The organism is Burkholderia sp. 22313 (assembly GCF_052045245.1).
GTDB lineage: Bacteria > Pseudomonadota > Gammaproteobacteria > Burkholderiales > Burkholderiaceae > Burkholderia.
Genome location: NZ_JBQEON010000009.1, coordinates 1 through 24,582 on the forward strand (window position 1 = coordinate 1; position 24,582 = coordinate 24,582).

The 24,582-nt window shown below is 66.7% G+C and carries 25 protein-coding genes, 1 tRNA gene and 1 riboswitch; of the genes, 20 read left to right on the plus strand and 6 right to left on the minus strand.

Annotated features, from left to right (window positions below; translation table 11 throughout):
- Positions 1 to 1,115: serine hydroxymethyltransferase (glyA, locus tag ACTJKF_RS09565; protein ID WP_440623318.1), on the minus strand; the 1,115-nt coding region annotated here is incomplete at its 3' end.
- A 137-nt stretch (positions 1,116 to 1,252) separates the two neighbouring features.
- Positions 1,253 to 1,353, minus strand: a riboswitch (ZMP/ZTP riboswitch).
- A 180-nt stretch (positions 1,354 to 1,533) separates the two neighbouring features.
- Between glyA and ACTJKF_RS09570 the strand changes: the two genes are divergently transcribed.
- From ACTJKF_RS09570 to ACTJKF_RS09610, 9 genes are all read left to right on the plus strand, one after another.
- The gene (locus ACTJKF_RS09570; protein WP_440623319.1) at positions 1,534 to 2,280 is read left to right on the plus strand and encodes an SDR family NAD(P)-dependent oxidoreductase; all 747 of its coding nucleotides are present in this window, start codon (positions 1,534 to 1,536) and stop codon (positions 2,278 to 2,280) included.
- A 108-nt stretch (positions 2,281 to 2,388) separates the two neighbouring features.
- Positions 2,389 to 2,874 carry a tol-pal system-associated acyl-CoA thioesterase gene (ybgC, locus tag ACTJKF_RS09575; RefSeq protein ID WP_440623320.1) on the plus strand — a complete coding sequence of 162 codons (486 nt, stop codon included), beginning with the start codon at positions 2,389 to 2,391 and terminating at the stop codon, positions 2,872 to 2,874.
- A 144-nt stretch (positions 2,875 to 3,018) separates the two neighbouring features.
- Positions 3,019 to 3,696, plus strand: coding sequence for a protein TolQ (gene tolQ / locus ACTJKF_RS09580; RefSeq protein WP_021157170.1), 678 nt, complete (start codon positions 3,019 to 3,021; stop codon positions 3,694 to 3,696).
- Positions 3,697 to 3,706: 10 nt separating this feature from the next.
- On the plus strand, positions 3,707 to 4,156 hold the full coding sequence (tolR, locus tag ACTJKF_RS09585) for a protein TolR (RefSeq protein ID WP_440623321.1): 450 nt from the start codon (positions 3,707 to 3,709) through the stop codon (positions 4,154 to 4,156).
- On the plus strand, positions 4,153 to 5,223 hold the full coding sequence (tolA, locus tag ACTJKF_RS09590) for a cell envelope integrity protein TolA (protein WP_440623322.1): 1,071 nt from the start codon (positions 4,153 to 4,155) through the stop codon (positions 5,221 to 5,223). Before tolR ends, tolA begins: the two co-directional genes overlap by 4 nt.
- A gap of 109 nt (positions 5,224 to 5,332) precedes the next feature.
- The gene (gene tolB, locus ACTJKF_RS09595) at positions 5,333 to 6,628 is read left to right on the plus strand and encodes a Tol-Pal system beta propeller repeat protein TolB (RefSeq protein ID WP_440623323.1); all 1,296 of its coding nucleotides are present in this window, start codon (positions 5,333 to 5,335) and stop codon (positions 6,626 to 6,628) included.
- A gap of 17 nt (positions 6,629 to 6,645) precedes the next feature.
- Positions 6,646 to 7,155, plus strand: coding sequence for a peptidoglycan-associated lipoprotein Pal (gene pal, locus ACTJKF_RS09600; protein ID WP_006753270.1), 510 nt, complete (start codon positions 6,646 to 6,648; stop codon positions 7,153 to 7,155).
- 24 nt (positions 7,156 to 7,179) lie between these two features.
- On the plus strand, positions 7,180 to 7,929 hold the full coding sequence (ybgF, locus tag ACTJKF_RS09605) for a tol-pal system protein YbgF (protein ID WP_440623324.1): 750 nt from the start codon (positions 7,180 to 7,182) through the stop codon (positions 7,927 to 7,929).
- Positions 7,930 to 8,043: 114 nt separating this feature from the next.
- Positions 8,044 to 8,120, plus strand: a tRNA-Lys gene (locus tag ACTJKF_RS09610).
- Positions 8,121 to 8,185: 65 nt separating this feature from the next.
- Here the strand turns inward: ACTJKF_RS09610 and ACTJKF_RS09615 are convergent.
- Positions 8,186 to 9,133: a cupin domain-containing protein gene (locus ACTJKF_RS09615; RefSeq protein WP_440623325.1), complete on the minus strand. Its 948-nt coding sequence runs from the start codon at positions 9,131 to 9,133 to the stop codon at positions 8,186 to 8,188.
- A 128-nt stretch (positions 9,134 to 9,261) separates the two neighbouring features.
- On the opposite strand from ACTJKF_RS09615, the gene ACTJKF_RS09620 reads away from it, so the two are divergent.
- From ACTJKF_RS09620 to ACTJKF_RS09630, 3 genes are all read left to right on the plus strand, one after another.
- Positions 9,262 to 9,591, plus strand: a complete 330-nt coding sequence (locus ACTJKF_RS09620; protein ID WP_043189451.1) for a carboxymuconolactone decarboxylase family protein — start codon at positions 9,262 to 9,264, stop codon at positions 9,589 to 9,591.
- 142 nt (positions 9,592 to 9,733) lie between these two features.
- The gene (locus ACTJKF_RS09625) at positions 9,734 to 10,567 is read left to right on the plus strand and encodes a class II glutamine amidotransferase (RefSeq protein WP_440623326.1); all 834 of its coding nucleotides are present in this window, start codon (positions 9,734 to 9,736) and stop codon (positions 10,565 to 10,567) included.
- Between the two features lie 243 nt (positions 10,568 to 10,810).
- The gene (locus ACTJKF_RS09630; protein WP_440623327.1) at positions 10,811 to 11,623 is read left to right on the plus strand and encodes a mechanosensitive ion channel family protein; all 813 of its coding nucleotides are present in this window, start codon (positions 10,811 to 10,813) and stop codon (positions 11,621 to 11,623) included.
- 77 nt (positions 11,624 to 11,700) lie between these two features.
- On the opposite strand, the gene ACTJKF_RS09635 is transcribed toward ACTJKF_RS09630, so the two are convergent.
- The gene (locus ACTJKF_RS09635; RefSeq protein WP_440623328.1) at positions 11,701 to 12,384 is read right to left on the minus strand and encodes a DedA family protein; all 684 of its coding nucleotides are present in this window, start codon (positions 12,382 to 12,384) and stop codon (positions 11,701 to 11,703) included.
- A gap of 173 nt (positions 12,385 to 12,557) precedes the next feature.
- On the opposite strand from ACTJKF_RS09635, the gene mutL reads away from it, so the two are divergent.
- Entirely contained in the window at positions 12,558 to 14,558 is a 2,001-nt protein-coding gene (mutL, locus tag ACTJKF_RS09640) for a DNA mismatch repair endonuclease MutL (RefSeq protein ID WP_440623329.1), read from the plus strand.
- Positions 14,555 to 15,532, plus strand: coding sequence for a tRNA (adenosine(37)-N6)-dimethylallyltransferase MiaA (gene miaA / locus ACTJKF_RS09645; RefSeq protein WP_440623330.1), 978 nt, complete (start codon positions 14,555 to 14,557; stop codon positions 15,530 to 15,532). The genes mutL and miaA overlap by 4 nt, the downstream gene beginning before the upstream one ends.
- Positions 15,533 to 15,614: 82 nt before the next feature.
- Here miaA and ACTJKF_RS09650 read toward each other — a convergent pair whose 3' ends face one another.
- Together ACTJKF_RS09650 and purM are read right to left on the minus strand one after the other, a co-directional pair.
- On the minus strand, positions 15,615 to 16,010 hold the full coding sequence (locus tag ACTJKF_RS09650) for a YybH family protein (RefSeq protein WP_440623331.1): 396 nt from the start codon (positions 16,008 to 16,010) through the stop codon (positions 15,615 to 15,617).
- A gap of 109 nt (positions 16,011 to 16,119) precedes the next feature.
- Positions 16,120 to 17,175, minus strand: a complete 1,056-nt coding sequence (gene purM / locus ACTJKF_RS09655) for a phosphoribosylformylglycinamidine cyclo-ligase (protein ID WP_057926698.1) — start codon at positions 17,173 to 17,175, stop codon at positions 16,120 to 16,122.
- A 265-nt stretch (positions 17,176 to 17,440) separates the two neighbouring features.
- Here purM and hda point away from each other — a divergent pair, with 265 nt between their 5' ends.
- The 6 genes from hda to panB are packed head-to-tail and all read left to right on the plus strand — an operon-like array spanning position 17,441 to position 22,524.
- The gene (gene hda / locus ACTJKF_RS09660; RefSeq protein ID WP_060109377.1) at positions 17,441 to 18,175 is read left to right on the plus strand and encodes a DnaA regulatory inactivator Hda; all 735 of its coding nucleotides are present in this window, start codon (positions 17,441 to 17,443) and stop codon (positions 18,173 to 18,175) included.
- Positions 18,176 to 18,186: 11 nt separating this feature from the next.
- Entirely contained in the window at positions 18,187 to 18,864 is a 678-nt protein-coding gene (locus ACTJKF_RS09665) for an HAD family hydrolase (RefSeq protein WP_044844056.1), read from the plus strand.
- 5 nt (positions 18,865 to 18,869) lie between these two features.
- Positions 18,870 to 20,405, plus strand: coding sequence for a polynucleotide adenylyltransferase PcnB (gene pcnB, locus ACTJKF_RS09670; protein WP_440623332.1), 1,536 nt, complete (start codon positions 18,870 to 18,872; stop codon positions 20,403 to 20,405).
- A 35-nt stretch (positions 20,406 to 20,440) separates the two neighbouring features.
- Positions 20,441 to 20,983: a 2-amino-4-hydroxy-6-hydroxymethyldihydropteridine diphosphokinase gene (gene folK, locus ACTJKF_RS09675; protein ID WP_440623333.1), complete on the plus strand. Its 543-nt coding sequence runs from the start codon at positions 20,441 to 20,443 to the stop codon at positions 20,981 to 20,983.
- Entirely contained in the window at positions 20,980 to 21,666 is a 687-nt protein-coding gene (locus ACTJKF_RS09680; protein ID WP_440623334.1) for a deoxynucleoside kinase, read from the plus strand. Before folK ends, ACTJKF_RS09680 begins: the two co-directional genes overlap by 4 nt.
- A 42-nt stretch (positions 21,667 to 21,708) precedes the next feature.
- Entirely contained in the window at positions 21,709 to 22,524 is an 816-nt protein-coding gene (gene panB, locus ACTJKF_RS09685; protein WP_440623335.1) for a 3-methyl-2-oxobutanoate hydroxymethyltransferase, read from the plus strand.
- A 153-nt stretch (positions 22,525 to 22,677) separates the two neighbouring features.
- Here panB and ACTJKF_RS09690 read toward each other — a convergent pair whose 3' ends face one another.
- Entirely contained in the window at positions 22,678 to 24,582 is a 1,905-nt protein-coding gene (locus ACTJKF_RS09690) for a chorismate-binding protein (protein ID WP_440623336.1), read from the minus strand.

The window sequence follows — 24,582 nt, forward strand, 5'->3', positions numbered from 1 at the left end:
AAGCCGCGCGTCGTCATCGCCGGCGAACCCAGGCGGATACCGCTCGTCACGAACGGCTTTTCCGGATCGTTCGGGATCGCGTTCTTGTTCACCGTGATGTGCGCCGCACCGAGCGCCGCTTCCGCTGCCTTGCCCGTGATCTTCTTCGCGCGCAGGTCCACCAGCATCACGTGGCTTTCCGTACGGCCCGACACGATGCGCAGGCCGCGCTTGACCAGCGTTTCAGCCAGCACGCGTGCGTTCTCGACCACCTTCTGCTGATATGCCTTGAACTCCGGCGACAGCGCTTCCTTGAATGCCACTGCCTTGCCGGCGATCACGTGCATCAGCGGGCCGCCCTGGATGCCCGGGAAGATCGCCGAGTTGATCTGCTTCTCGTACTCGGCCTTCATCAGGATCACGCCGCCGCGCGGGCCGCGCAGGCTCTTGTGTGTCGTCGTCGTCACGAAGTCCGCGTGCGGCACCGGGTTCGGGTACACGCCTGCCGCGATCAGGCCGGCGTAGTGGGCCATGTCGACCATCAGGTACGCGCCGACCGACTTCGCGATCTTCGCCAGACGCTCGAAATCGATCTTCAGCGCAAATGCCGATGCACCCGCGACGATCAGCTTCGGCTTGTGCTCGTTCGCCAGCTTCTCGGCAGCGTCGTAGTCGATGTCTTCCTGCTCGTTCAGGCCATAGCTGACGACGTTGAACCACTTGCCCGACATGTTGACCGGCGAGCCGTGCGTCAGGTGACCGCCGTGCGCGAGGCTCATGCCCATGATCGTGTCGCCCGGCTTGAGCATTGCGAAGAACACACCCTGGTTCGCCTGCGAACCCGAGTTCGGCTGCACGTTCGCCGCTTCCGCGCCGAACAGCTGCTTCACGCGATCGATCGCCAGCTGCTCGACCACGTCGACGTATTCACAGCCGCCGTAGTAGCGCTTGCCCGGATACCCTTCCGCGTACTTGTTCGTGAGCTGCGAGCCCTGCGCGGCCATCACGGCCGGGCTCGTGTAGTTTTCCGACGCGATCAGCTCGATGTGATCTTCCTGCCGGCGGTTTTCCTGCTCGATCGCTGCAAAGAGTTCGGGATCGACGTTCGCGATGGTGCTTTGGGCTCTGTCAAACATACGGTTTCCGTTAAGTGTGTACAGGTTGACCGGGGCGGCCGAGTACATTGCGGTGCTGGCGGAACCCGCTCGACGTGGCGGAAGAATCCGTATGACGCGAGACAGGACAGCCACCGGCGATGCACGCAACGGCGCACAACGGCTGCCCAGGCGAACGGCAAAAACGGCGCCCCGCGCTTCACGGTGGGATGCTCCACCTTGAACCCGAAGGGTTCTATCGCCAGTCACGCAGGGGTGATGAGCGCGTTAGTGTATTGGATGCGTCATGAATAGGCAACCGCGCGGCAGTGGCCCCCGAACAATAAGGGCCAGACTCTACGTGCCCGTGCCGACACGCTTCGCCGCCTTGCCGCGGTGCGGCATTCTCAGTAGGCTTGCGGGATACTATCCGCTACTTTGCAACCGACCAGGAGCAGCAATGATCGTGTTCGTCACAGGTGCGTCCGCCGGCTTCGGCGCCGCCATCGCCCGTGCCTTCGTCAAGGGCGGCCATCGCGTCGTCGCCACCGCGCGCCGCAAGGATCGCCTCGATGCGCTCGCGGCCGAACTCGGCGACGCGCTGCTGCCGTTCGAGCTCGACGTGCGCGACCGCGCGGCCGTCGAAGCCGTGCCGGCCGCCCTTCCCGCCGAATTCGCCGCGCTCGACGTGCTTGTCAACAACGCCGGCCTCGCGCTCGGCGTCGAGCCGGCCCAGAAGGCGAGCCTCGACGAGTGGCAGACCATGATCGATACGAACTGCTCGGGCCTCGTGACCGTCACGCATGCGTTGCTGCCCGGCATGATCGCGCGCGGTCGCGGCCATATCTTCAATCTGGGCTCGGTGGCCGGCACCTATCCGTATCCGGGCGGGAACGTATACGGTGCGACCAAGGCTTTCGTCAGACAATTCAGCCTGAACCTGCGCGCCGACCTGATCGGCACGCCGTTGCGCGTAACCGACATCGAGCCGGGCCTGTGCGGCGGCACGGAATTCTCGAACGTCCGCTTCCGCGGCGACGACGCAAAGGCGGCGAACGTGTACCAGAACGTCCAGCCGCTCACGGCCGAGGACATCGCCGACACGATCTACTGGATCGCCACGCGCCCCGCGCACGTCAACATCAACACGATCGAAATGATGCCGGTCGCGCAGGCCCCGGCCGGCCTCACGATCCATCGCGCCTGACCCGCAGCCCGCAGCCGCAGGCCCGCCTCCGGCCGGCCTGCGGCGTGCTACGGCGCACTACATTCCGTTACGAATCGGTTACGAATCGGGTTCCGCCGTTCCGGTAGAATGCGCGCCATGACTCAGCCTACCCGCTCTCCGGACACCCCCTCCGGCTTCACCTGGCCGGTACGCGTGTACTACGAGGATACCGACGCAGGCGGCATCGTCTTCTATGCCAACTACCTGAAATTCTTCGAGCGCGCCCGCACCGAATGGCTGCGCGCGTGCGGCATCGACCAGCGACGGCTCGCCGACGAAACGGACGCGATCTTCATCGTTCGCAGCACGTCGCTCGACTACCGCGCGCCGGCGCGACTCGACGATGCGCTGACGATCACGAGCCGGCCCGGACGCATCGGCCGCGCATCGGTGGAATTCACGCAGGAAGCCTGGCGTGGCGACACGCTGCTCGTCGCCGGGCACATCCGCCTCGGCTGCGTCGACCGAACCGGTATCCGGCCCGCGGCGATCCCGCCGGTCGTGCTCGACGCGCTGCATCGCGGGCCCGTCATCGACGCCGGGCAGACTTCATTGTCAACGAAGCTCGCATGAGCACCGTTTAGACAAAGCCTATGAACTTGCCTTCCTGAATCGATACTAAGCAAGGTTCGGCGCCAGGCCTGGCCGGCGCGCCGCGCCGCACGCACACCGCGCACCCTCGCCGGGCACCCCCGAAGGGACGTTACTCAAACCTCTATGAACACTTCTCAAGACCTGTCGATCATTTCCCTCGTCCTCAACGCGAGCGTGCTGGCCCAGGCTGTGATGGGGCTGCTGTTGCTGCTGTCGCTGATGTCGTGGACCTTCATCTTCCGCAAGTGGTTCGCGATCCGCCGCGCACGCGCGCAGACCGAACGCTTCGAAAAGGATTTCTGGTCGGGCGGCGACCTGCAGGCCCTGTATCAGAGCGCCGCCAACAACCGCCACACGATCGGCGCGCTCGAGCGGATCTTCGAATCGGGGATGCGTGAATTCCTGAAGGCGAAGGAAAAACGCATCAGCGACCCGGGCCTCGTGCTCGACGGGGCGCGCCGCGCGATGCGCGCGTCGTTCCAGCGCGAAATGGACGTCCTCGAAGCGAACCTCGCGTTCCTCGCCTCGGTCGGCTCGGTCAGCCCGTATATCGGCCTGTTCGGCACCGTCTGGGGGATCATGAACTCGTTCCGCGGCCTCGCGAACGTGCAGCAGGCCACGCTCGCGAACGTCGCACCGGGCATCGCCGAGGCGCTCGTCGCCACCGCGATCGGCCTGTTCGCCGCGATTCCGGCGGTGGTCGCGTACAACCGCTACGCACACGACATCGACCGCCTCGCGATCCGTTTCGAGACCTTCATCGAAGAGTTCTCGAACATCCTGCAGCGTCAGGCCCAGTAAGGAGCGCGCCATGGCAGGAAGTCCCATTCGATCCAGCATGCGCGGCGGCCGCGGGCGCCGTGCGATGGCCGACATCAACGTCGTGCCGTACATCGACGTGATGCTCGTGCTGCTCGTGATCTTCATGGTCACGGCACCGCTCGTCGCCCCGTCGATCATCAACCTGCCGACCGTCGGCAATGCCGCACCGCAGGAACAAACGCCGCCCGTCGTCGTCAACATCAAGGCCGACCGCACGATGAGCGTCAAGTACAAGGGTGACGCCGGCGCGACGCAGGAAGACACGATGACCAAGGCCGAGTTCGACAGCTTCATCTCGGCCCGGCAGGCCGATCATCCTGACCAGCCGGTCGTGATCGCAGCCGACAAGACCGTGCAGTACGATGCGGTCATGACCGTGATGTCGGATCTGAAGGCGCGTGGCGTCAAGCGCGTCGGCCTCCTCGTCAAATCGCAATGAACCGGCAGCAGCAATCCACGCGCAGCAACGCCTACCCGTCTCAGCCACCTCGCGAGCGCGGCACCTGGCGCGCGTTCGCGCTCGCCGCGCTGATGCACGTGCTGCTCGCGCTGTTTCTCTACCATGGCGTGCAGTGGCAGAACAGCACGCCGGCCGGCGCCGAAGCCGAGCTGTGGACCGAGGTGCCCGACGTCCCCGCGCCGCGGCCGGTCGTCGCACCCACGCCGCCAGCGAAGCTCGCGCCACCCCCTCCCCCGGTCCGGGACGAACAGGCGGACATCGCGCTGCAGCAAAAGAAACGGCAGCAGGAAGCGGCCGCACGCGAAGCGCTGCTCGAGCAGCAGCGCCGCGCGCAGCAACTGAAGGCCCAGGAAGAGGAAGCCCGGCGCGAACAGCTCGCGGCCCAGCAGGCCGCCGCGCTCGCCGCGCAGAAGGCCGCCGAGCGCGAAAAGCAGAAGCAGGCCGACAAGCTCAAGCAACAGCAGCTCGTGGAGCAGCAGAAGCTCGAACAGCAGAAACTCCAGCAGCAGAAACAGCAGCAACAGAAGCAGGCGCAGCTGGAAGCGCAGCAGGCGGCGAAGGCCAAGGCCGACGCGGCCGCGAAGGCAAAGGCGGAAGCCCAGGCCAAGGCGAAGGCTGAAGCAACGGCACGCGCGAAAGCCGACGCGGCGTCGAAGGCGAAGCTCGACCGGGAGCGCAGCGCACGCCTCGCGCAGATGCAGGGCATGTCCGGCGCCGGCGAAGGCGGCGGCGAAGGCCTCGCGCGCAGCGGCACCGGCTCCGGTTCCGGCGGCAATGCCGCATCGCCCGGCTATCCTGACAAGGTGCGTCGCCGCGTGAAGCCGAACATCGTCTGGGGCGGCGAACGCGCCGGCCTGACGACCGTCGTCGCGATCCGCTGCACGCCGTCGGGCGACGTAATGAGCGTTTCGATCCGCCGCTCGAGCGGAAATTCGGGGTGGGATCAAGCCGTGGTCAATGCGATCCAGGCGTCGGTCCCGTTGCCGCCCGATTCTAACGGTCGTACCCCATCCGACATTACGATTACCTTCAAGGCGGCGGAGTGAACGCAAATGCGCTTACACTCCGTGCGTCGCTGCCAGACGGGAACGAATCGGGTATTTTTACTGTCTCTGCGGTTGCGCAGCGATCCAAGTCACATGGGAAGCAAGAAGCATGAGTTTGATGACGAAACTAGGTTTCAGGGCACTCGTGGCCTCGTGTCTGATTGCGGCGGGCGGCGCCGCTAACGCGCAGGTCAACGTGCTGATCACCGGCGTCGGTTCGACCCAATTCCCCATCGCCACCGCGAACTTCACGAACGAGGCAGGCCTGCCGCAACAGGTCACGTCGATCGTCCGTGCGGACCTCGCCCGCAGCGGCAAATTCACCAACATCGATGCGGGCAGCACGCCCGTGCCCGAGACCGCATCGGTCGATCTCGGCGCATGGAAGGCCAAGGGCGCGAACGCGTTCGTCGCCGGCAGCGTGAACCGCGAAGCGAACGGCCAGTACAAGGTGAACTTCATCCTGTACGACACCGTGAAGCAGCAAAGCCTGGGCGGCCTGTCGCTGACGGCCACCGACACCACGCTGCGCACGGCCGGCCACAAGATCGCCGACTACATCTACCAGAAGCTGCTTGGCGTGCGCGGCGTGTTCGCCACGCGCCTGTCGTACGTGATCAAGACGGGCAACCGCTACCAGCTGCAGATCTCGGATTCGGACGGCCAGAACGCGCGCATCGCGCTGTCGAGCACCGAGCCGATCATCTCGCCGGCGTGGTCGCCGAGCGGGACGAAGGTCGCGTACGTGTCGTTCGAGCGCAAGAAGCCGATCGTCTATATCCACGACCTGCCGACCGGCCGCCGCTACATGGTCTCGGACCAGAAGGGCAACAACAGCGCGCCGGCGTGGTCGCCGGACAGCAACACGCTGGCCGTTGCACTGTCGCTGACGGGCAATACGCAAATCTATACGGTCAATGCAAACGGCGGCGGCCTGCGCCGGCTCACGCAGAGCAGCTCGATCGATACCGAGCCGTTCTACTCGCCGGACGGCCGCTGGATTTACTTCACGAGCGATCGCGGCGGCGCGCCGCAGATCTACCGGATGCCCGCGCAAGGCGAAAGCGCCGGCGCGGCACAACGCGTGACCTTCACCGGCAGCTACAACACCAGCCCGCGCATCAGCCCGGACGGCAAGCTGCTCGCCTACATCTCCCGCACGGGTGGGGGGTTCAAGCTGTACGTTCAGGATCTGCAGACCGGCGCGGCGAACGCCATTACGAATACCAATCGCGACGAATCGCCGAGCTTCGCGGCAAACGGCCAGTACCTTCTCTACGCGACCCAGTCGGGTGGCCGTAACGTGCTGGCAGCAGTGCCCTCCGACGGCAGCGCGCCGCCGCAGATCCTGTCCGTCCAGGGCGGCTCCGTTCGTGAGCCGTCGTGGGGGCCCTTCATGCAATGACCACAAGGAGAGTAACCATGATGTCGAATAAAGCTCGTCTGGCCCTGGCCGTGATGATGATCAGCGCGCTCGCAGCGTGCAAGTCGGGTGTGAAGCTCGACGACAAGGCCAACGCGGGTGCGGTCAGCACGCAGCCGAGCGCCGACAACGTCGCGCAAGTGAACGTCGATCCGCTGAACGATCCGAACAGCCCGCTCGCGAAGCGCAGCATCTACTTCGACTTCGACAGCTATTCGGTGAAGGACGAGTACCAGCCGCTGATGCAGCAACACGCTCAGTACCTGAAGAGCCACCCGCAGCGCCACGTGCTGATCCAGGGCAACACCGACGAACGCGGCACGAGCGAGTACAACCTCGCACTGGGCCAGAAGCGTGCGGAAGCTGTCCGCCGCGCGATGGCACTGCTCGGCGTGAACGACTCGCAAATGGAAGCCGTGAGCCTCGGCAAGGAAAAGCCGCAAGCATCGGGTCACGACGAAGCATCGTGGGCGCAGAACCGTCGCGCCGACCTCGTCTACCAGCAGTAAGAACCGTAACGGAAGAGTTGCCGTATGACGCACCGTGTATCCTGGCTGCGCGTAGCCGCAGCATTCTGCGTCGTCGGCGCGGCGTGGTCTGCCGCGCCGGCGCACGCCGGCATGTTCGACGACAATGAGGCGCGCCGCGCCGTGCTCGATCTACGCAGCAAGAGCGACAACCTGTCCAGTCAGTTGTCGGCCGCCCAGCGTACGATCCTCGATCAATCCGGCCGTATCGACCAGCTGAACCAGCAGGTCGCGACGCTGCGCGGCGAGAACGAGGACCTGACGAACCGGCTCACGACGCTCGAGCGCCAGCAGAAGGAGTACTACCAGGATCTCGACACGCGACTCAAGAAGTTCGAGCCGCAGCAGGCGACGATCGATGGCGTCGAAGGCACCGTGCAGCCGGGTGAAACGGATGCGCTCAGCGCGGCACAGCAGCAGTTCCGCAACGGCAACTTCAAGGCGGCCGCGGCGTCGTTCCGCAGCTTCATCGCGAAGTATCCGCAGAGCCCGTACCAGCCGACCGCGCAGTACTGGCTCGGCAATGCACAATACGCGCTGCGCGACTACCGCGGCTCGACTGCGACGTGGCAGGCGATCGTGAGCAAGTATCCGCAGCATCCGCGGGCGGCCGATGCCCTCGTGGCGATCGGCACGAACCAGCTCGAGCAAGGCCAGAAGGCGGCCGCGAAGAAGACGTTCGAGCAGGTCGTGTCGCAGTACGCGGGATCGAACGCGGCGCAGACGGCACAGGGCAAGATCGAGAGCATCAAATAAATTATCGTGACGGGTTGTTGACAGCCCTAAAACCCGTCGCTATAATCTTTTGCTCTTTGGGTCGTTCTACAAGTTGTTGTTGAAACAACGAACCAAAACAAGTTTCAAGAACGTGGGGTGGTAACTCAGTTGGTTAGAGTATCTGACTTTTAATCAGAGAGTCGAGGGTTCGAGTCCCTCCCACCCTACCAACTATCTTTGATAGTGCAAAAAAAGCCTCCCGAGTGGAGGCTTTTTTGCGTCTGCTTCCTGCCATCTACCCGCCCCGCTGCGCCCGCCGCCAGCGCCCCGGCGTCGTGCCGAGCACCGCGCGAAATGCCTTGCCGAAGGCCGCCTCCGACTGATATCCGACTGCCTGCCCGATCTCCGCCTGCCCGCGCTGCGTGTCCTGCAGCAACGCGCACGCGTGCATCATCCGGATCTGCGCGACGAACGCGCCGACGCTCATCCCCGCCTTCACACGGAAATGCCGTGCATAGGTCGCGCGCGACATCGCGGATGCCCCGCCGAGCGATTCGACCGTCCACGGTTTCTCCGGCGCCTGCAGCACGGCCTGGATCGACGGGCCAAGCCGCGCATCGGCCGCAAGCGCGAGCCAGCCGGCCGGCACGCGTGCATCGCGGCCATACGCGCGCAACGCATACGCGAGCAGCGCCTGCCCGAGCGCGTTCACGATCGCGCGCGCACCGGGCTGCGCATTCGATGCCTCGGCGCGCAACACGTTCGTCAGCAATTGCAGCGACGCGAGCCCCGATGCGTCGCGCAGCCCGACGTGCAGCACGCGCGGCAGCGTGCGCATCAGCAATTCACCGGCGCCGCGCGCATAGACGAAACGCCCGCAAAGCAGGTCCACACTCGCATCGGCCGGCTCCGCGCCAGCGCGATTCGACTTGACCGGCAGCACCGCGCCAGCGGCCGCGCCCGGCTCGCGCAACGGCGCGACCGACCGCACGCCGCCGCCGTCCGCATCGAACAAATCGTGCGCATCGCCGGCGGGCAGCAGCACGAAGTCGCCGTCGGTCAGCCGCAGCGTGCGCCCGGCGGCGGTGCGCAGCCGGCACGATCCCGCCAGCAACAGGTGAAACGCCGCCTCGCCCGGCGGTAACGGATCGTGCGGCATCGCGAAAGGACCGTCGAGCAGGCAGCGCACGTCGAGCTCGACGTGACTGCGGCCCAGCGACAACAGTTGACTCAATGCATCCATGAGACGTTTGCGCTAAAAATTGACACTCTAGCGTATCGAAACCCTCAGCGTGAACGCTCAGAATCAGTCCTGCATCGCCCGAGATCGCGGCATCCGCCGCCCAACCCCTCTGCTAGAAAGGACGCATCATGCTGAACTGGAACGAATACCGGAAGGAACTCTCGACGCGCATCGGCGAAATCGCCAAGCTGTCGCCCGACACGCTGGCCGGCTACAAGGCGCTGTCCGGCGCCGGTGCCAAGACGGGGCATCTCGATGCCAAGACCCGCGAGCTGATCGCGCTCGCGGTGGCCGTCACGACCCGCTGCGACGGCTGTATCGCGGTGCACACGGCCGAAGCCGCGAAGCATGGTGCGACCAAGGAGGAAGTGGCGGAAGCGCTGGGCGTCGCGATCGCGCTGAATGCGGGGGCGGCACTGGTCTACTCCGCACGCGTGATGGACGCGCTCGGCGACTGACGCGCACGCCGGACGCCAAGGTTGGAACCGTTGCATGACGATCGCGGCGGCCCCGGCCAATCGGCCGGCCGCTGCGAATCGCCTGCGGCTGCGCCATGAACTCGGCTACCATGCGCGGAGACGCATCGCGAAGGAGTGCTCCATGTGCCGCTGGCTCGCCTATACGGGTAATCCGATCCATCTCGAGACCGTCCTGTTTCGCGCGAAGCATTCGCTGATCGACCAGAGCCTGCATTCGGAGCTGGGTGCGACAACCACCAACGGCGATGGCTTCGGCATCGGCTGGTACGGCCATCCCGACGAACTCCCGTTTCGCTACCGCTCCGTGCATCCCGCATGGAACGACCGCAACCTCCGCGAAGCCGCCCGCGCGATCCGCTCGCGGATGTTCATCGCGCACATCCGCGCGGCCACCGATACCCCCGTCCAGGAAACCAACTGTCACCCGTTCCGCCACGGCCGCTGGCTGTTCGCGCACAACGGGCTGATCCGCGATTTCCACAAGCTGCGCCGCGACCTGACGCTGAAGGTCGACCCGGCATTGTTCCCGACGCTCGAAGGCTCGACCGACTCCGAGCTGATGTTCCGCCTGGCGCTGACCTACGGCCTCGAGCACACGCCGTTGCCGGCACTCGAGCGCATGGTCGGCGTGGTCGAGGAAACCGCCGCGCATTATCGCGTCGCCGAGCCGCTGAACATGACGATCTGCGCGACCGACGGCGACCGGATCATCGCGGTGCGCTACTCGAGCGAGCGGCAGTCGCGCTCGCTGTTTCACAGCACGTCGTTCAAGCATCTGCACGAACTCTATCCGCACAACCCGCGCATCGCGGAAGCCGGCGACGACGCGTTCATGGTCGTGTCGGAGCCGCTCGTCGATCTGCGCGGCGCATGGGAAGAAGTGCCCGAAAGCATGGCGATCGTCGCGCATGGCGCGGACGTCCAGCAGCGGCCGTTCACACCGCGGCACAAGTAGACGACCGACCGGCCGAGCGCCAACCGCCGTCATGCGATCGACGCGCGCTCGCTCGCTCGAGCGCGAACGCGCGCCGCATGCTTCCGGCATTCCGAACTCACGCACGCATGCCGCGAACCACCCTCGATTCCATTCGATGCAGCCCCGGCTTTAACACTCTTTCATCCTCGATCCTCGCCTGTTCGGTTATAACCATCGGTCGCCAAGCCGACTGCCGGCTCTCTTTCATTTCATGGAGTACCCATGCTGAATCTTGAAACCGCCCAGCAATTCCTGATGACCCGCGGCCTCGACTTCGGCCTCAACCTGCTCGCCGCGATCGCGCTGTGGTTCATCGGCCGCTGGGCAATCCGGATCGGTACCGGACTGCTCGGCAAGGTCGTGCGCCGCAGCGGCAAGGTCGACCCGACGCTCACCGACTACCTGACCTCGGTGGTCGGCGTGCTGCTGACGATCCTGCTGATCCTCGCGATCCTGCAGATCTTCGGCGTGCAGACCACGTCGTTCGCCGCACTGCTCGCGGGCCTCGGCCTCGCGATCGGCACCGCCTGGGGCGGCCTGCTCGCGCACTTCGCCGCCGGCGTGTTCATGCAGGTGCTGCGTCCGTTCAAGATCGGCGACGTGATCAGCGCGGGCGGCGTCACCGGCACGGTGAAGGAACTCGGCCTGTTCGGCACGACGATCATCACCGCCGACAACGTCGTGACGATCGTCGGCAACAACAAGATCTTCTCGGACAACATCGCGAACTACAGCGCGACGCCGCATCGCCGCGTCGACCTGACCGCGAAGATCGCGAACGGCGTCGACGCGGCCGATGCGATCAACCGCCTGAAGACGCAGATCCAGTTGATCCCGAACGTGATGAAGGTGCCGGCACCGGACGTCGGCGTGCTGCAGTTCACGCCGGAAGGCCCGCTGCTGTTCGTGCGCCCGTCGACGCAGCCGGAGAACTACTGGCAGGTGTACTGCGATACCAACCGCGTGATCCTCGAGACGTTCCGCGACGCGCAATACCCGACGCCCGAAACGCCGATCTCGCATCGCAACACCTGAACCGTACGGACGAAAAAAAGCGTGGCAGTTCACAACCGCCACGCTTTTCAATTGCGAAGAAGAGAAACCGCGCCGGCTCAGCGCCCGCCCGTCTTCTGCGTATCGCCCGATTGCCGCCCGCGCACCAGCTTCCACAACGCGCCGAGCGCGACCGGCACGATCGCCGCGCCGATCCCCGCCAGCACGATCACGTTCAGATACTGGCGAATGAACGGGATGTTGCCGAAGAAGTAGCCGAGCAGCACCAGCAGCAGCACCCAGAGCAGCGCACCGATCACGTTGAACAGCTGGAAGCGCGTGACGCTCATCGACGACGCGCCGGCAACGAACGGCGCGAACGTGCGCACGACCGGAATGAAGCGCGCGAGCACGATCGTCTTGCCGCCATGCTTGTCGTAGAACGAGTGAGTCTTCTGCAGCGCGGCCCGATCGAGGAAGCGCTCGAGCACCGGGATATGGGTGTTGAACACCTTCGGCCCGATCCAGCGGCCGATCAGATAGTTCACGGTATTGCCGGTAATGGCCGCGATCAGCAGCAGCACGATCAGCGCGCCGACGTTCATGTCGCCCGTCGCCGCGAACGCGCCGCCGATGAACAGCAGCGAATCGCCGGGCAGGAACGGCAACACGACGAGCCCCGTCTCGCAGAACACGATCAGGAACAGCACCAGATACACCCATGCGCCGTACTGCCGGATGAAGTCGCCGAGAAATGCGTCGATATGCAGGACCAGGTTGACGAAATGAAGCAGCGTATCCAAATGCAATTCCTCGAAGGCGAAAGGGCCGGAACGGCCGAAACAAGCGGAAGCGCCCGCCGGACAAGGCGACGCGCTGAACGGAGCCATGATACCGAAACTCCCTTAAGGCTCCGTGAAAAAACGTAACCGCCCGCGGCGCCGGCACGCCCCCGCCGCCTCGCTATAATTCGGCCATGTCCGAAATCACCGAAACGGCCGCGGGCGCCGCGCCCGCCCCCGCTGCGCGCCCGCTGCGCGCGATCCAGCCCCTGCCCGACCAGCTGATCAGCCAGATCGCCGCCGGCGAGGTCGTCGAACGCCCGGCGTCGGTCGTCAAGGAGCTGCTCGAGAACGCGATGGACGCCGGCGCGACGACGCTGCGCATCGTGCTCGAGGAAGGCGGCGTCAAGCGCATCTCGATCACCGACGACGGCTGCGGGATTCCGCCCGGCGAGCTGCCGCTCGCGCTGATGCGTCACGCGACGAGCAAGATCCGCTCGCTCGAGGAACTCGAGGCGGTCGCGACGCTGGGTTTTCGCGGCGAAGCGCTCGCGTCGATCGCGTCGGTCGCGGAGATGTCGATCACGAGCCGCACGGCCGACGTCGCGCATGCGACGAAGATCGACGCGACCACGGGCGCGCTGTCGCCGGCCGCCGGCGCGGTCGGCACGACGATCGAGGTACGCGAGCTGTACTTCAACACGCCTGCGCGCCGCAAATTCCTGAAAAGCGAACAGACCGAGTTCGGCCACTGCCTCGAAATGATCCGCCGCGCGGCGCTCGCGCGACCGGACGTCGCGATCTCCGTGCTGCACAACGGCAAGGCCGTCGAGCACTGGAACGCGACCGAGCCCGCGCAGCGCGTCGCGAAGATCCTCGGCGACAGCTTCGCGACCGCGCACCTGCCGCTCGACGAGCAGGCCGGGCCGCTCGCCGTCTACGGCTGCGCGGGCCTGCCGACCGCGAGCCGCGGCCGCGCCGACCAGCAGTATTTCTTCGTGAACGGCCGCTTCGTGCGCGACAAGCTGCTCACCCACGCGGTGCGCGCGGCGTATGAGGACGTGCTCCACGGCGACCGTTACCCGTCGTACGTGCTGTTCCTCGACCTGCCGCCCGAAGCGGTCGACGTGAACGTGCACCCGTCGAAGATCGAAGTGCGGTTCCGCGATTCGCGCTCGATCCACCAGTACGTATTCCACGCGGTGCAGCGCGCGCTCGCGCGCCATGCGGGCGCGTCGCCGGAAACCACCGCGGGCGGCCATGCCGCGCAACTCTCCCCGGCGCCGGGCAGCCCCGCATCGTTCCTGAATACGCCGCTCGGCCAGGGCGCCGCCACCGGCACGGGCGGCAGCGGCTTCTCGTCGCCGTCAGCGGCACCGTCATCGTCGTCGGGCAACACGTGGATGCGCCAGGCGCGCATGACGCAGGGCACGCTGCCGGTCGCGCAACCGCTCGCGCTCTACGACGCGCTGTTCGGCCGCAAGGACACGGGTGCGGGCACGCCGGACGGCACGACGATCGTCGCGCGCGACGCGGCGGATTCGGCCGATGCGCCGATCGCACCGCTGTCGGGTTTCGTCGCGTCGCCGCTCGCCGGCACCGCGCACGACGAGCAGCCGCTCGGCTTCGCGCTCGGCCAGATCCACGGAATCTACGTGCTCGCCCAGAATGCGTACGGCCTCGTGATCGTCGACATGCACGCGGCACACGAACGGATCCTGTACGAACAGTTCAAGAACGCGCTCGCCGACCGCACGGTCGCGGTGCAGTCGCTGCTGCTGCCGGTATCGATGACGGCGACGCCGGTCGAGATCGGCACGGTCGAGGAAGAACGCGACACGCTCGAATCGCTCGGCTTCGACCTCGCGGTGCTGTCGCCGACGTCGCTCGCGATCCGCGCGGTGCCCGCACTGCTGAAGGACGCGGATCTGCAGTCGCTCGCGCGCGCGGTGCTCGCCGACCTGCATGCGTTCGGCGGCTCGCGTGTGCTCACCGAGCGCCAGCACGAGCTGCTCGGCACGCTCGCGTGCCACCACGCGGTGCGCGCGAACCGGCGCCTGACGCTCGACGAGATGAACGCATTGCTGCGCCAGATGGAAGCCACCGAACGCGCGGACCAATGCAATCACGGCCGGCCGACGTGGTATCAGCTCACGCTGAACGATCTCGACCGCCTCTTCATGCGCGGGCAATGAGCGCATCCCCGCCCTCCCGTCCGAGGACGATCGCCTGCCTGCTCGGCCCCACCGCATCGGGCAAGACGGCCGCCGCGCTGGCGCTGGCCGCGCGCCGCCCGATCGAGATCGTCAGCGTCGATTCGGCGCTCGTCTACCGCGACATGGATATCGGCACCGCGAAACCGACGCGCGACGAGCGCGCGAGCGTGCCGCACCATCTGATCGACATCATCGACCCGGCCGATGCGTATTCGGCGGCCGAATTCCGTGCGGATGCGCTGCGCCTGATCGGCGAGATCGTCGCGCGCGGCCGCACGCCGTTGCTCGCGGGCGGCACGATGCTGTACTACAAGGCATTGACGCAGGGCCTCAACGACCTGCCGACCGCCGACCCGGCCGTGCGCGCGGAGCTCGACGCCGACGCCGCGCGCGACGGCTGGCCCGCGTTGCACGCGCGGCTCGCGCAGGTCGACCCCGCGACGGCCGCGCGGCTTGCGCCGAACGATTCGCAGCGGATCCAGCGTGCGCTCGAAGTGTTCCTGCTGAGCGGGCAGCCGATGTCGACCTTGCTCGCCGCGCCGCGGCCCACGGATGACGCGGCCGCCGCGTACCGCTTCGTGCCGGTCGCGCTCGAGCCGTCGGACCGCGCGGTGCTGCACGCGCGCATCGCGCAACGCTTCGACGCGATGCTCGACGCGGGTTTCATCAATGAAGTCGAACGGCTGCGCCGTCGCGAGGATCTGCATCTCGGCCTGCCGTCGATGCGCTGCGTCGGCTACCGCCAGGCATGGGAATTCCTCGACGGCGACACCGACTACCGGACCATGCGCGACAAGGGCATCTTCGCGACGCGCCAGCTGTGCAAACGGCAGATCACGTGGCTGCGCGCGATGCCGGAGCGGCTCGTCGTCGATTGCGTCGCGCCGGATTCGACCGCGCAGGCGCTCGACACGCTCGAACGCGTGCTCGATGGCCGTCTGCCGCCGGCCTGATACGGGCGCCGGTCACCCGCACGCGAACGTCACGTCGATCGACGCATCATCGACACGAGCGTCGGCGTGAACGGCAACGCGCTCAATGCGCGAGCGTCACGAGATTCGCGTCGCGCGTGAGTTGCCAGCGGCCGTCCAGTTTGCGGAAGATCGTCAGCGTATGGCCCGAGCGGCGCAGGGTGTCGCCATCCGGCGTCGTCACGTCGATCTCCAGGAAATTGCGCAGGTACGCCCAGTCGCCCATCACACGCAGTTCGTCGATCCGGTAACGGCCGTCGACTTTCGGCGCAGTGCCCGCCGCCGCATTGGCGTCGCGCGACGCGGCCGCGAACGCCGCCTTGTCGAACGGCGGCTGGCCGGCCACCATGAAAATCGCGTCGTCGGCGATCAGGTCGAGCACGGTCGCCAGATCGCCGCGCCGGCTCGACACGAACCAGGTTTCCACCAGATCGCGAATCGCACGTTCGTCTTCGGTCATCGTCGTTCCTCCTTCAATGGCGCGCCGATACGTGAAAGGGCGCGCCCGAAAAAAAACCGCCCGGATCGACTCCGGGCGGTTTTCCTTGCTGCATCCTGCTTGCGGTGTGTCAGACCACGACCGTCTGCGCCTCGCCTTCGCGGCTCGCACGCACGGTGCCGATCTTCCACACCTGCTCGCCGGCGGCCGTCAGGTCGGCGATCGCTGCGTCGGCATCGGCCGCCGAAACGATCACGGCCATCCCGATCCCGCAGTTGAACACGCGGTGCATTTCGGCATCGGCGACGCCGCCGTGCTCCTGCAGCCACTTGAACAGCGGCGGCAGCGGCCAGGCGTTCTGGTCGAGTTCGGCGGTGAGGCCTTCGCGCAGCACGCGCGGAATGTTCTCGACGAGGCCGCCGCCGGTGATGTGGGCCATGCCCTTCACCGACAGCTTCTGCATCAGCGCGAGCAGCGGCTTCACGTAGATGCGCGTGGGCGCCATCAGCGTATCGGCCAGCGAGCGGCCGTGGAAATCCGCCGACAGGTCGGGGTTCGCGCGCTCGATGATCTTGCGCACGAGCGAGAAGCCGTTCGAGTGGATGCCGCTCGATGCGAGGCCGAGCACCACGTCGCCTTCGGCGATCGTGCTGCCGTCGATGATCTTGCTCTTCTCGACCGCGCCGACCGCGAAACCGGCCAGGTCGTATTCGCCGTCCGGGTACATGCCCGGCATTTCAGCCGTTTCACCGCCGATCAGCGCGCAGCCCGACAGCTCGCAGCCGTGCGCGATGCCCTTGACGACGGTTGCAGCCGTGTCGACGTCGAGCTTGCCGCACGCGAAGTAGTCGAGGAAGAACAGCGGCTCGGCACCCTGCACGAGGATGTCGTTCACGCTCATCGCGACCAGGTCCTGGCCGACGGTGTCGTGTTTGTTCAGATGAAAGGCCAGCTTGAGCTTGGTGCCCACACCGTCGGTGCCCGACACGAGGACGGGCTCCTTGTACTTCTTCGGCACCTCGAACAGCGCACCGAACCCGCCGATGCCGCCGAGCACGCCGTCGCGCAGGGTTTTCTTCGCAAAAGGCTTGATCTTGTCGATGAGCGCGTCGCCCGCGTCGATGTCGACGCCTGCGTCGCGATAGGACAGACCCTGAGCGTCAGGAGCGGATTTCGGAGGATTCATGGGGGAATGCGAGAAGGTCGGTAAAATGCGATTTTACCCGAAGCCGGCCCGTTGGCCGGAATTCCCAGCACCGAATCGTCAGGGATTGCATCTTGGTCGACACGTCCCCGTTTTCCTCGCTACGCGAGCTGCGCCGAAACCCGCGCGCCGCCGTGCGTGCGGCCGCGTGTTCTGGCACCGCATCCCTCCCCTGCGCGTGCCCGGCATATCGCACGAACCGCACGTATCGCACGCGTTTTTTCAACCGACCCGCATTGTGACTGTTGTGTCCCGTCAACTGACGCTCGATCTCGGCACGCCGCCGCCCGCCACGTTCGACAACTTCATCATGAATGAAGAGAACGACGAGCTGGTCTCGCGGCTCCAGAAGCTCGACCTCGCGCTCGCGGCGGGGCCCGTGCCGGACCGGTCGTTCTACATCTGGGGCGAGCCCGGCAGCGGCCGCACCCACCTGCTGCAGGCGCTCGTGAGCGATGCGTCGTACGGCTACGCGCGCTACCTGACGCCGCAGAGCCCGCTCGGCGCGTTCACGTTCGACCCGCGCATCGGCATCTACGCGATCGACGACTGCGACAAGATGAGCGACACCCAGCAGGTCGCGCTGTTCAACCTGTTCAACGAAGTCCGCGCACACCCGTCGAGCGCGTTCGTCGCGGCAGGCCCCGCGGCGCCGCTCGCGCTCGACGTGCGCGAAGATCTGCGCACGCGCCTCGGCTGGGGGCTCGTGTTCCATCTGTCGCCGCCGTCCGACGCCGGCAAGATCGCCGTGCTGAAGCTCGCGGCGAAGGAGCGCGGGATCGCGCTCACCGACGACATCGCCGCGTACCTGCTGACCCATTTCCGCCGCGACATGCCGAGCCTGATGGCGCTGCTCGACGCGCTCGACCGCTTCTCGCTCGAGCAGAAACGCGCCGTCACGCTGCCGCTGCTGCGCCGGATGCTGGCCCGCCCCGGCGACGACATCGCACCACCGGGCACAGGCCCGAACCGCTTCGAGTAAAATGCCCTTCCATGACTAATCTGGCACTCTTTGACCTCGATCACACGCTGATCCCGACCGATAGCGACCACGAATGGGGCCGCTTCATGGTGAAGCTCGGCATCGTTGACGCGGAAAGCTTCTCGCGTCAGAACGATCAGTTCTTCGCCGACTACAAGGCCGGCAAGCTCGACATCCATGCGTACCTGTGCGCGATGCTCACGCCGCTCGCGAAGTATTCGCGCGCGCAGCTGGCCGAATGGCACGAGCAGTACATGCACGAGGTGATCCGCCCCGCGATGACGCCCGCCGCGCTCGAACTCGTGCGCAAGCACCTCGATGCCGGCGACCTCTGCTGCGTCGTGACCGCGACCAACGAATTCATCACGCGTCCGATCGCGACCGCGTTCGGCGTCGACACGCTGATCGCGTGCGAGGTCGAAACGACCGACGGCCACCCCGACTCGCCGTACACGGGCCGGCCGACCGGCACGCCGAGCTACCGCGAAGGCAAGATCGTGCGCACCGAAGCGTGGCTCGCGTCGCTCGGCAAGCACTGGGACGACTTCGAACACAGCTACTTCTACAGCGACTCGCACAACGACATCCCGTTGCTCGAGAAAGTCACCGACCCGATCGCGACCAACCCCGACGACACGCTGCGTGCGCATGCAAGCGACCGCGGCTGGCGCATCCTCGATCTCTTCTGAACGTCGTGATCAAAAAATTCATTCGCAAGCTGCTCGGCCAGGACGGCGCCGAACAAACGTCGCCCGCCCCGGCCCCCGTCGCCGAAGCGGCCCCTGCCCCGCGCCCCGCAAAGGGCCACCGCGGGGGCACCGCAAAGAAGCCCCGCAGCAATCATGAGCCGACCGTCGTGCCGGCCAGCGTGCATCGGATCGATCCGTCGCTGATCTCGAAGAACGCAGTGCGCGTGACCGACACGCTGCAACAGGCGGGCTTTCGCGCGTTCATCGTCGGCGGCGCCGTGCGCGACCTGCTGTTCGGCATCGCGCCGAAGGACTTCGACGTCGCGACCGACGCGACGCCGACCGAGGTGCAGCGCCTGTTCCGCCGTGCGCGCCTGATCGGCCGCCGCTTCCAGATCGTCCACGTGCAGTTCGGCCAGGAGCTGATCGAGGTGTCGACGTTCCGCGCCCTGGTCGACGCACCGCCCGAAGCCGCCGCGGCCGCGCCGCAGAGGCGCCTGAAGCGCGACGAGCTCGATCGCCGCACGCATGCGGTGGACGCCAGCGGCCGCGTGCTGCGCGACAACGTCTGGGGCGAGCAGCACGAAGACGCCGCGCGCCGCGACTTCACGATCAACGCGATGTACTACGATCCGTCGACGCAGACGGTGCTCGACTACCACGACGGGATGGCCGACATGCGCGCCCACCTGTTGCGGATGATCGGCGATCCGGCCACGCGCTTCCGCGAGGATCCGGTGCGGATGCTGCGCGTCGTGCGTTTCGCGGCGAAGCTCGGTTTCGAGATCGAGCCGCACACGCGCGAGCCGATCAACGCGCTGGCCGACCTGATCAACAACGTGCCGGCGGCGCGCCTGTTCGACGAAATGCTGAAGCTGCTGCTGTCGGGCCACGCGCTCGCATGCCTGAAGCAACTGCGCAAGGAGGGCCTGCACCACGGGCTGCTGCCGCTCCTCGACGTCGTGCTCGAACAGCCGCAGGGCGAAAAGTTCATCACGCTCGCGCTGAACAACACCGACGCGCGCGTGCGCGCCGGCAAGCCGGTGTCGCCGGGCTTCCTGTTCGCGACGCTGCTGTGGCACGACATGCGCCAGCGTTTCGAGCAATACACGGCGGAAGGCGAATTCCCGGTGCCGGCGCTCCATCGCGCGATGGACGACGTGCTCGACATGCAGACCGAGAAGCTCGCGATCCACAAGCGCTACTCGGCCGACATGCGCGAGATCTGGGGCCTGCAGCTGCGCCTCGAGAAACGCTCGGGCCGCAGCGCGATGCGGTTGCTGGAACACCAAAGGTTTAGAGCGGGGTATGATTTCCTCCTGTTACGCTGCGAATCCGGCGAGCTCGAAGCAGCTGTCGGCCAGTGGTGGACGGATTTCATCGAAGGCGACGCAGCCGCTCGTGAGGCACTCCTCACGCAGGGCGGCTCGAAGGAAAAATCGCCCCGCAAGCGGCGCCGCCGCGGCGGTGCGCGAAACCGCCAGCAGGGCGAAGGCGTGGCCGAGCAGGCGCCGGACACCGCGGGCGGTTCCGACGACTGACGCGCTCGCCGGCGAACGACGTAGGAAGTGATGCCATGACGGTTGCATATATCGGACTGGGGGCGAATCTCGGCGATGCGCGCCAGACCCTGAAGGACGCGGTGGTGTGCCTTGCGCAGCAGCGCACCATCTCGATCCTCGGCAAATCGAGCCTGTATCGCACGGCGCCCTTCGAAGCGGGCGGCGACGATTACTACAACTGCGTCGTCAAGCTCGACACGACGCTGTCGGCCCGGGAGCTGCTCGCGCTCTGCCAGAAGATCGAACATCACTTCGGGCGCGAGCGCCCGTATCGCAACGCGCCACGCACGCTCGACCTCGACATCCTGCTGTTCGGCACCGACTCGATCGACGAACCCGACCTGATCGTCCCGCATCCGCGCCTCACCGATCGCGCGTTTGCGCTCGTGCCGCTCGTCGAAATCGAGCCGGCGCTCGACATCCCCGCGCGCGGCCGCGCCGATGCCTTCCTCGCCGCGGTGGCAAACCAGCGCGTCGAGAAGGTGCAGACCTGTCAATGCCTGATGCAGAAGGCCCTTGCCGCCGGCGCAGACGCCGACAAGAACCGCTGCCGATGAACACCACTCCGCTGACCGTCACCGCGCCCGACCTGCGCGCCCCGCATCGCTATCTCGTGATCGAAGGCCCGATCGGCGTCGGCAAGACGACGCTCGCGCGCCTGCTCGCCGAGCGCTGGTCGATGCAGACGTTGCTCGAACGCCCGCAGGACAATCCGTTTCTCGAACGCTTCTATCGCGACACCGCGCGCTATGCATTGCCCGCGCAGCTGTCGTTCGCACTGCAGCGTGCGCAGCAGGCGCGCGAACTGATCGGCGCGCTCGAAACGGGTCGGCCGGTGATCGCCGATTTCATGCCGCAGAAAAACGACATCTTCGCGCGGCTGAACCTGCCGGAAGACGAATGGCAGCTGTACCGGTCGATCGCGACGCACGTCGACGTGCCGCAGGCCCCCGCGCCCGACCTCGTCGTCTACCTGCAGGCGAGCCCCGAGGTGCTGTTCTCGCGCATCCAGAAGCGCGGGCTGCCGATGGAGCTGCAGATCAGCGACGCATACCTGCGCGCGCTCGTCGACGCGTACAACGAATTCTTCTATCACTACGACCGCACGCCGGTACTGACGGTCGCAGCCGAACACCTGAACCCGCTGGATTCCCCCGAAGACCTTGCCCTGCTGATCGAGCGCATCGACACGATGCGCGGCCGCAAGGAATTTTTCGTCAAGGGCGAGACGACGCGCTGACGCGTCCTCGCCTGTCGTTTTCACCCTCGAACCGGATTTCCCATGACCTATCTCCAGGAATCGAGCCGGCCTGCCGTGACGGTCCCCAAGCTGCAGGCAATGCGCGACGCCGGCGAGAAGATCGCGATGCTCACCTGCTACGACGCGAGCTTTTCCGCGCTGCTCGACCGTTCGGGCGTCGACGTGCTGCTGATCGGCGACTCGCTCGGCAACGTACTGCAGGGCCACACGACCACGCTGCCCGTATCGCTCGACGACATCGCGTATCACACCGCCTGTGTTGCGCGTGCGCAGCCGCGCGCGCTGATCATGGCCGACCTGCCGTTCGGCACGTACGGCACGCCAGCCGACGCATTCGCGAGCGCCGTCAAGCTCATGCGCGCCGGTGCGCAGATGATCAAGCTCGAAGGCGGCGAATGGCTCGCCGAGACGATCCGCTTCCTCGTCGAACGCGCGGTGCCCGTCTGTGCGCACGTGGGCCTCACGCCGCAGTCGGTGCACGCGTTCGGCGGCTTCAAGGTACAGGGCAAGACCGAGGCCAGCGCCGCGCAACTGCTGCGTGACGCGCGTGCGGTCGAGGCGGCCGGCGCGCAGGTCGTCCTGCTCGAAGCCGTGCCGACCCTGATCGGGTCCGAGGTCACGCGCATGCTGCGCGTGCCGACGATCGGCATCGGTGCGGGCGACGATTGCTCGGGCCAGGTGCTCGTGCTGCACGACATGCTCGGCATTTTCCCCGGCAAGCGTCCGCGCTTCGTGAAAGATTTCATGCAGGGGCAGCCGAACATCCAGGCGGCCGTCGAAGCGTACGTAAGCGCGGTGAAAGACGGCTCGTTCCCCGGCCCGGAACACGCGTTCTGACGCGCGGCCGGCGGCGCATTCGCCACCGCCATGCCCTGTCGATGAAAAAAGCGCGGCGCCCTTTGCGGGGCGCCGCGCTTTTTCCTTGGATGCCGTATTGCCGGAGGCGGGCGGCACCGGTTCGTCGGGTACGTGGCCCGAACCGTCATCGCATCATTTCAACACCGCATCGAGCGCGCCGCGCAATGCATTGGTCAGCAGCAACGCTTGCGCGCGCGCCAGATCGTCGAGCGTGACGACGCGCTCCATCGCGCCGAACGCGCGGTCGTCGAGCAGCACGCCGCGCATCACGCCCGGCAGCACGCCGCTCGTCAGCGGCGGCGTCACCCACTGGCCGTCGAGCTTCACGAACAGGTTCGAGCGGCCGCCTTCCGTCACCTCGCCGCGCTCGTTCACGAACAGCATGTCGAAGCCACCGAGCGCTTCCGCCGCCTGCCATGCACGATCGTATTCGGCGCGGCGCGTCGTCTTGTGCAGCAACAGCGCGTCGTCCGTGCGGGTCGGCGCGAAGCCGTGCGCGGACGCGAGCATCACGCCGACCGGCCCCGCCGGCAGCGGCTTCAGCGCCGCGGCGGTGATCTCGAGCGTGCCGTCCTTCGCGAGCGCGAGCTTCATCCGGTACGGGCCGTCGCCGTCGAGCGCCGCGCAGCGCGCGTCGATCTCGCGGCGCAACGCATCGGTGTCGACGCGAAAGCCGAACGCCTCCGCGCTGCGCTGCAGCCGCCCGAGATGGCGCTCGCGATGCCGGATGCCATCCGCACGCGTCGCGGCAGTGGTTTCGAACAACTGGAAGCCGGGATCGGCGTCGGTCAGGAATCGCGCTTTCAATTCGCACTCCGCATATTCGTCGGCGGCGACGCTGTCGAGCACGATGCCCGCGCCGACGCCCATCGTGCCGCGCCGCCGGCCGGCAGCGGCTGGTGCCGCGTCGCGCGTGGCGATCGTTGCGCCGGCATCGAGCGTCAGCGTCCGGATCGCGACCGACAGGCAGAAATCACCGCAGCCGGTCGCGGCACCGGGCACCGCGCCGCCTGCCGACGCGCCCTCCTTCGGCGCCTCGAGCCAGCCAATCGCGCCGGTATAGAGCCCGCGCGGCGTCGACTCGATCACGTCGATCAGTTCCATCGTCTTGTGCTTCGGCGCGCCGGTGATCGATCCGCACGGAAACAGCGCGCGCAGCATCTGCGCGAACGTCGTGCCGTCGCGCCAGCCGGCCTCGACCGTCGACGTCATCTGCCACACCGACGCATACGGTTCGACCGAGAACAACGCCGGCACCTTGACCGTGCCCGTGCGCGCGATCCGCGACACGTCGTTGCGCAGCAGGTCGACGATCATCACGTTTTCCGCGCGGTTCTTCGGATCGTTCGCGAGGAACGCGGCGGCCGCCGCATCGTCGCGCGGATCGGCCGAGCGCGGCGCGGTGCCCTTCATCGGCCGTGCGCGCAGCACGTCGCCGTGCTTCTCGACGAACAGCTCCGGCGAGCACGACACGACCCACGCGTCGTCAGGCAGCGCAATCAGCGCGCCGTAACGCACGGGTTGACGCGCGCGCAGCCGCCGATACAGCGCGGGCGGCGTGCCGAACATGTCGAAATTCAGCCGGTACGTGTAGTTGATCTGGTACGAATCGCCGGCGCGCAGTGCGTCGTGCACCGCGGCGATCGCCGCGTCGAACGCATCGCGCGACACGCTCTTCGCGACGTGCGCGACGCCCGCGATCGACGGCGGACCGCCGCCGTCCTGCTGCGCGAGCCACGCATCGACTTCGTCACGCGACAGGCGCTCGCAGCGCGCATACAACAAAAAGCGCAGCGGGGCATGGCCCGGCTGCGCGCTGTCCAGATTGCGTCCGAATGCGTAATCGCCGACGACGACCGCATGCAGCCCGTCGCGCAGATCCTGCGCCACCGCCGCATCGACTTCGTCGAGCCGTGCCGGATCCGTGCACACGCGTTCGCGCACGAAACCGGAATACAAACGACTCGACCGCGCGGACGCGGTCGAGTCGCAATCGTCCAAGAGCGCGAACGACGCGCTCTCGTTGCCTTCAGTCAT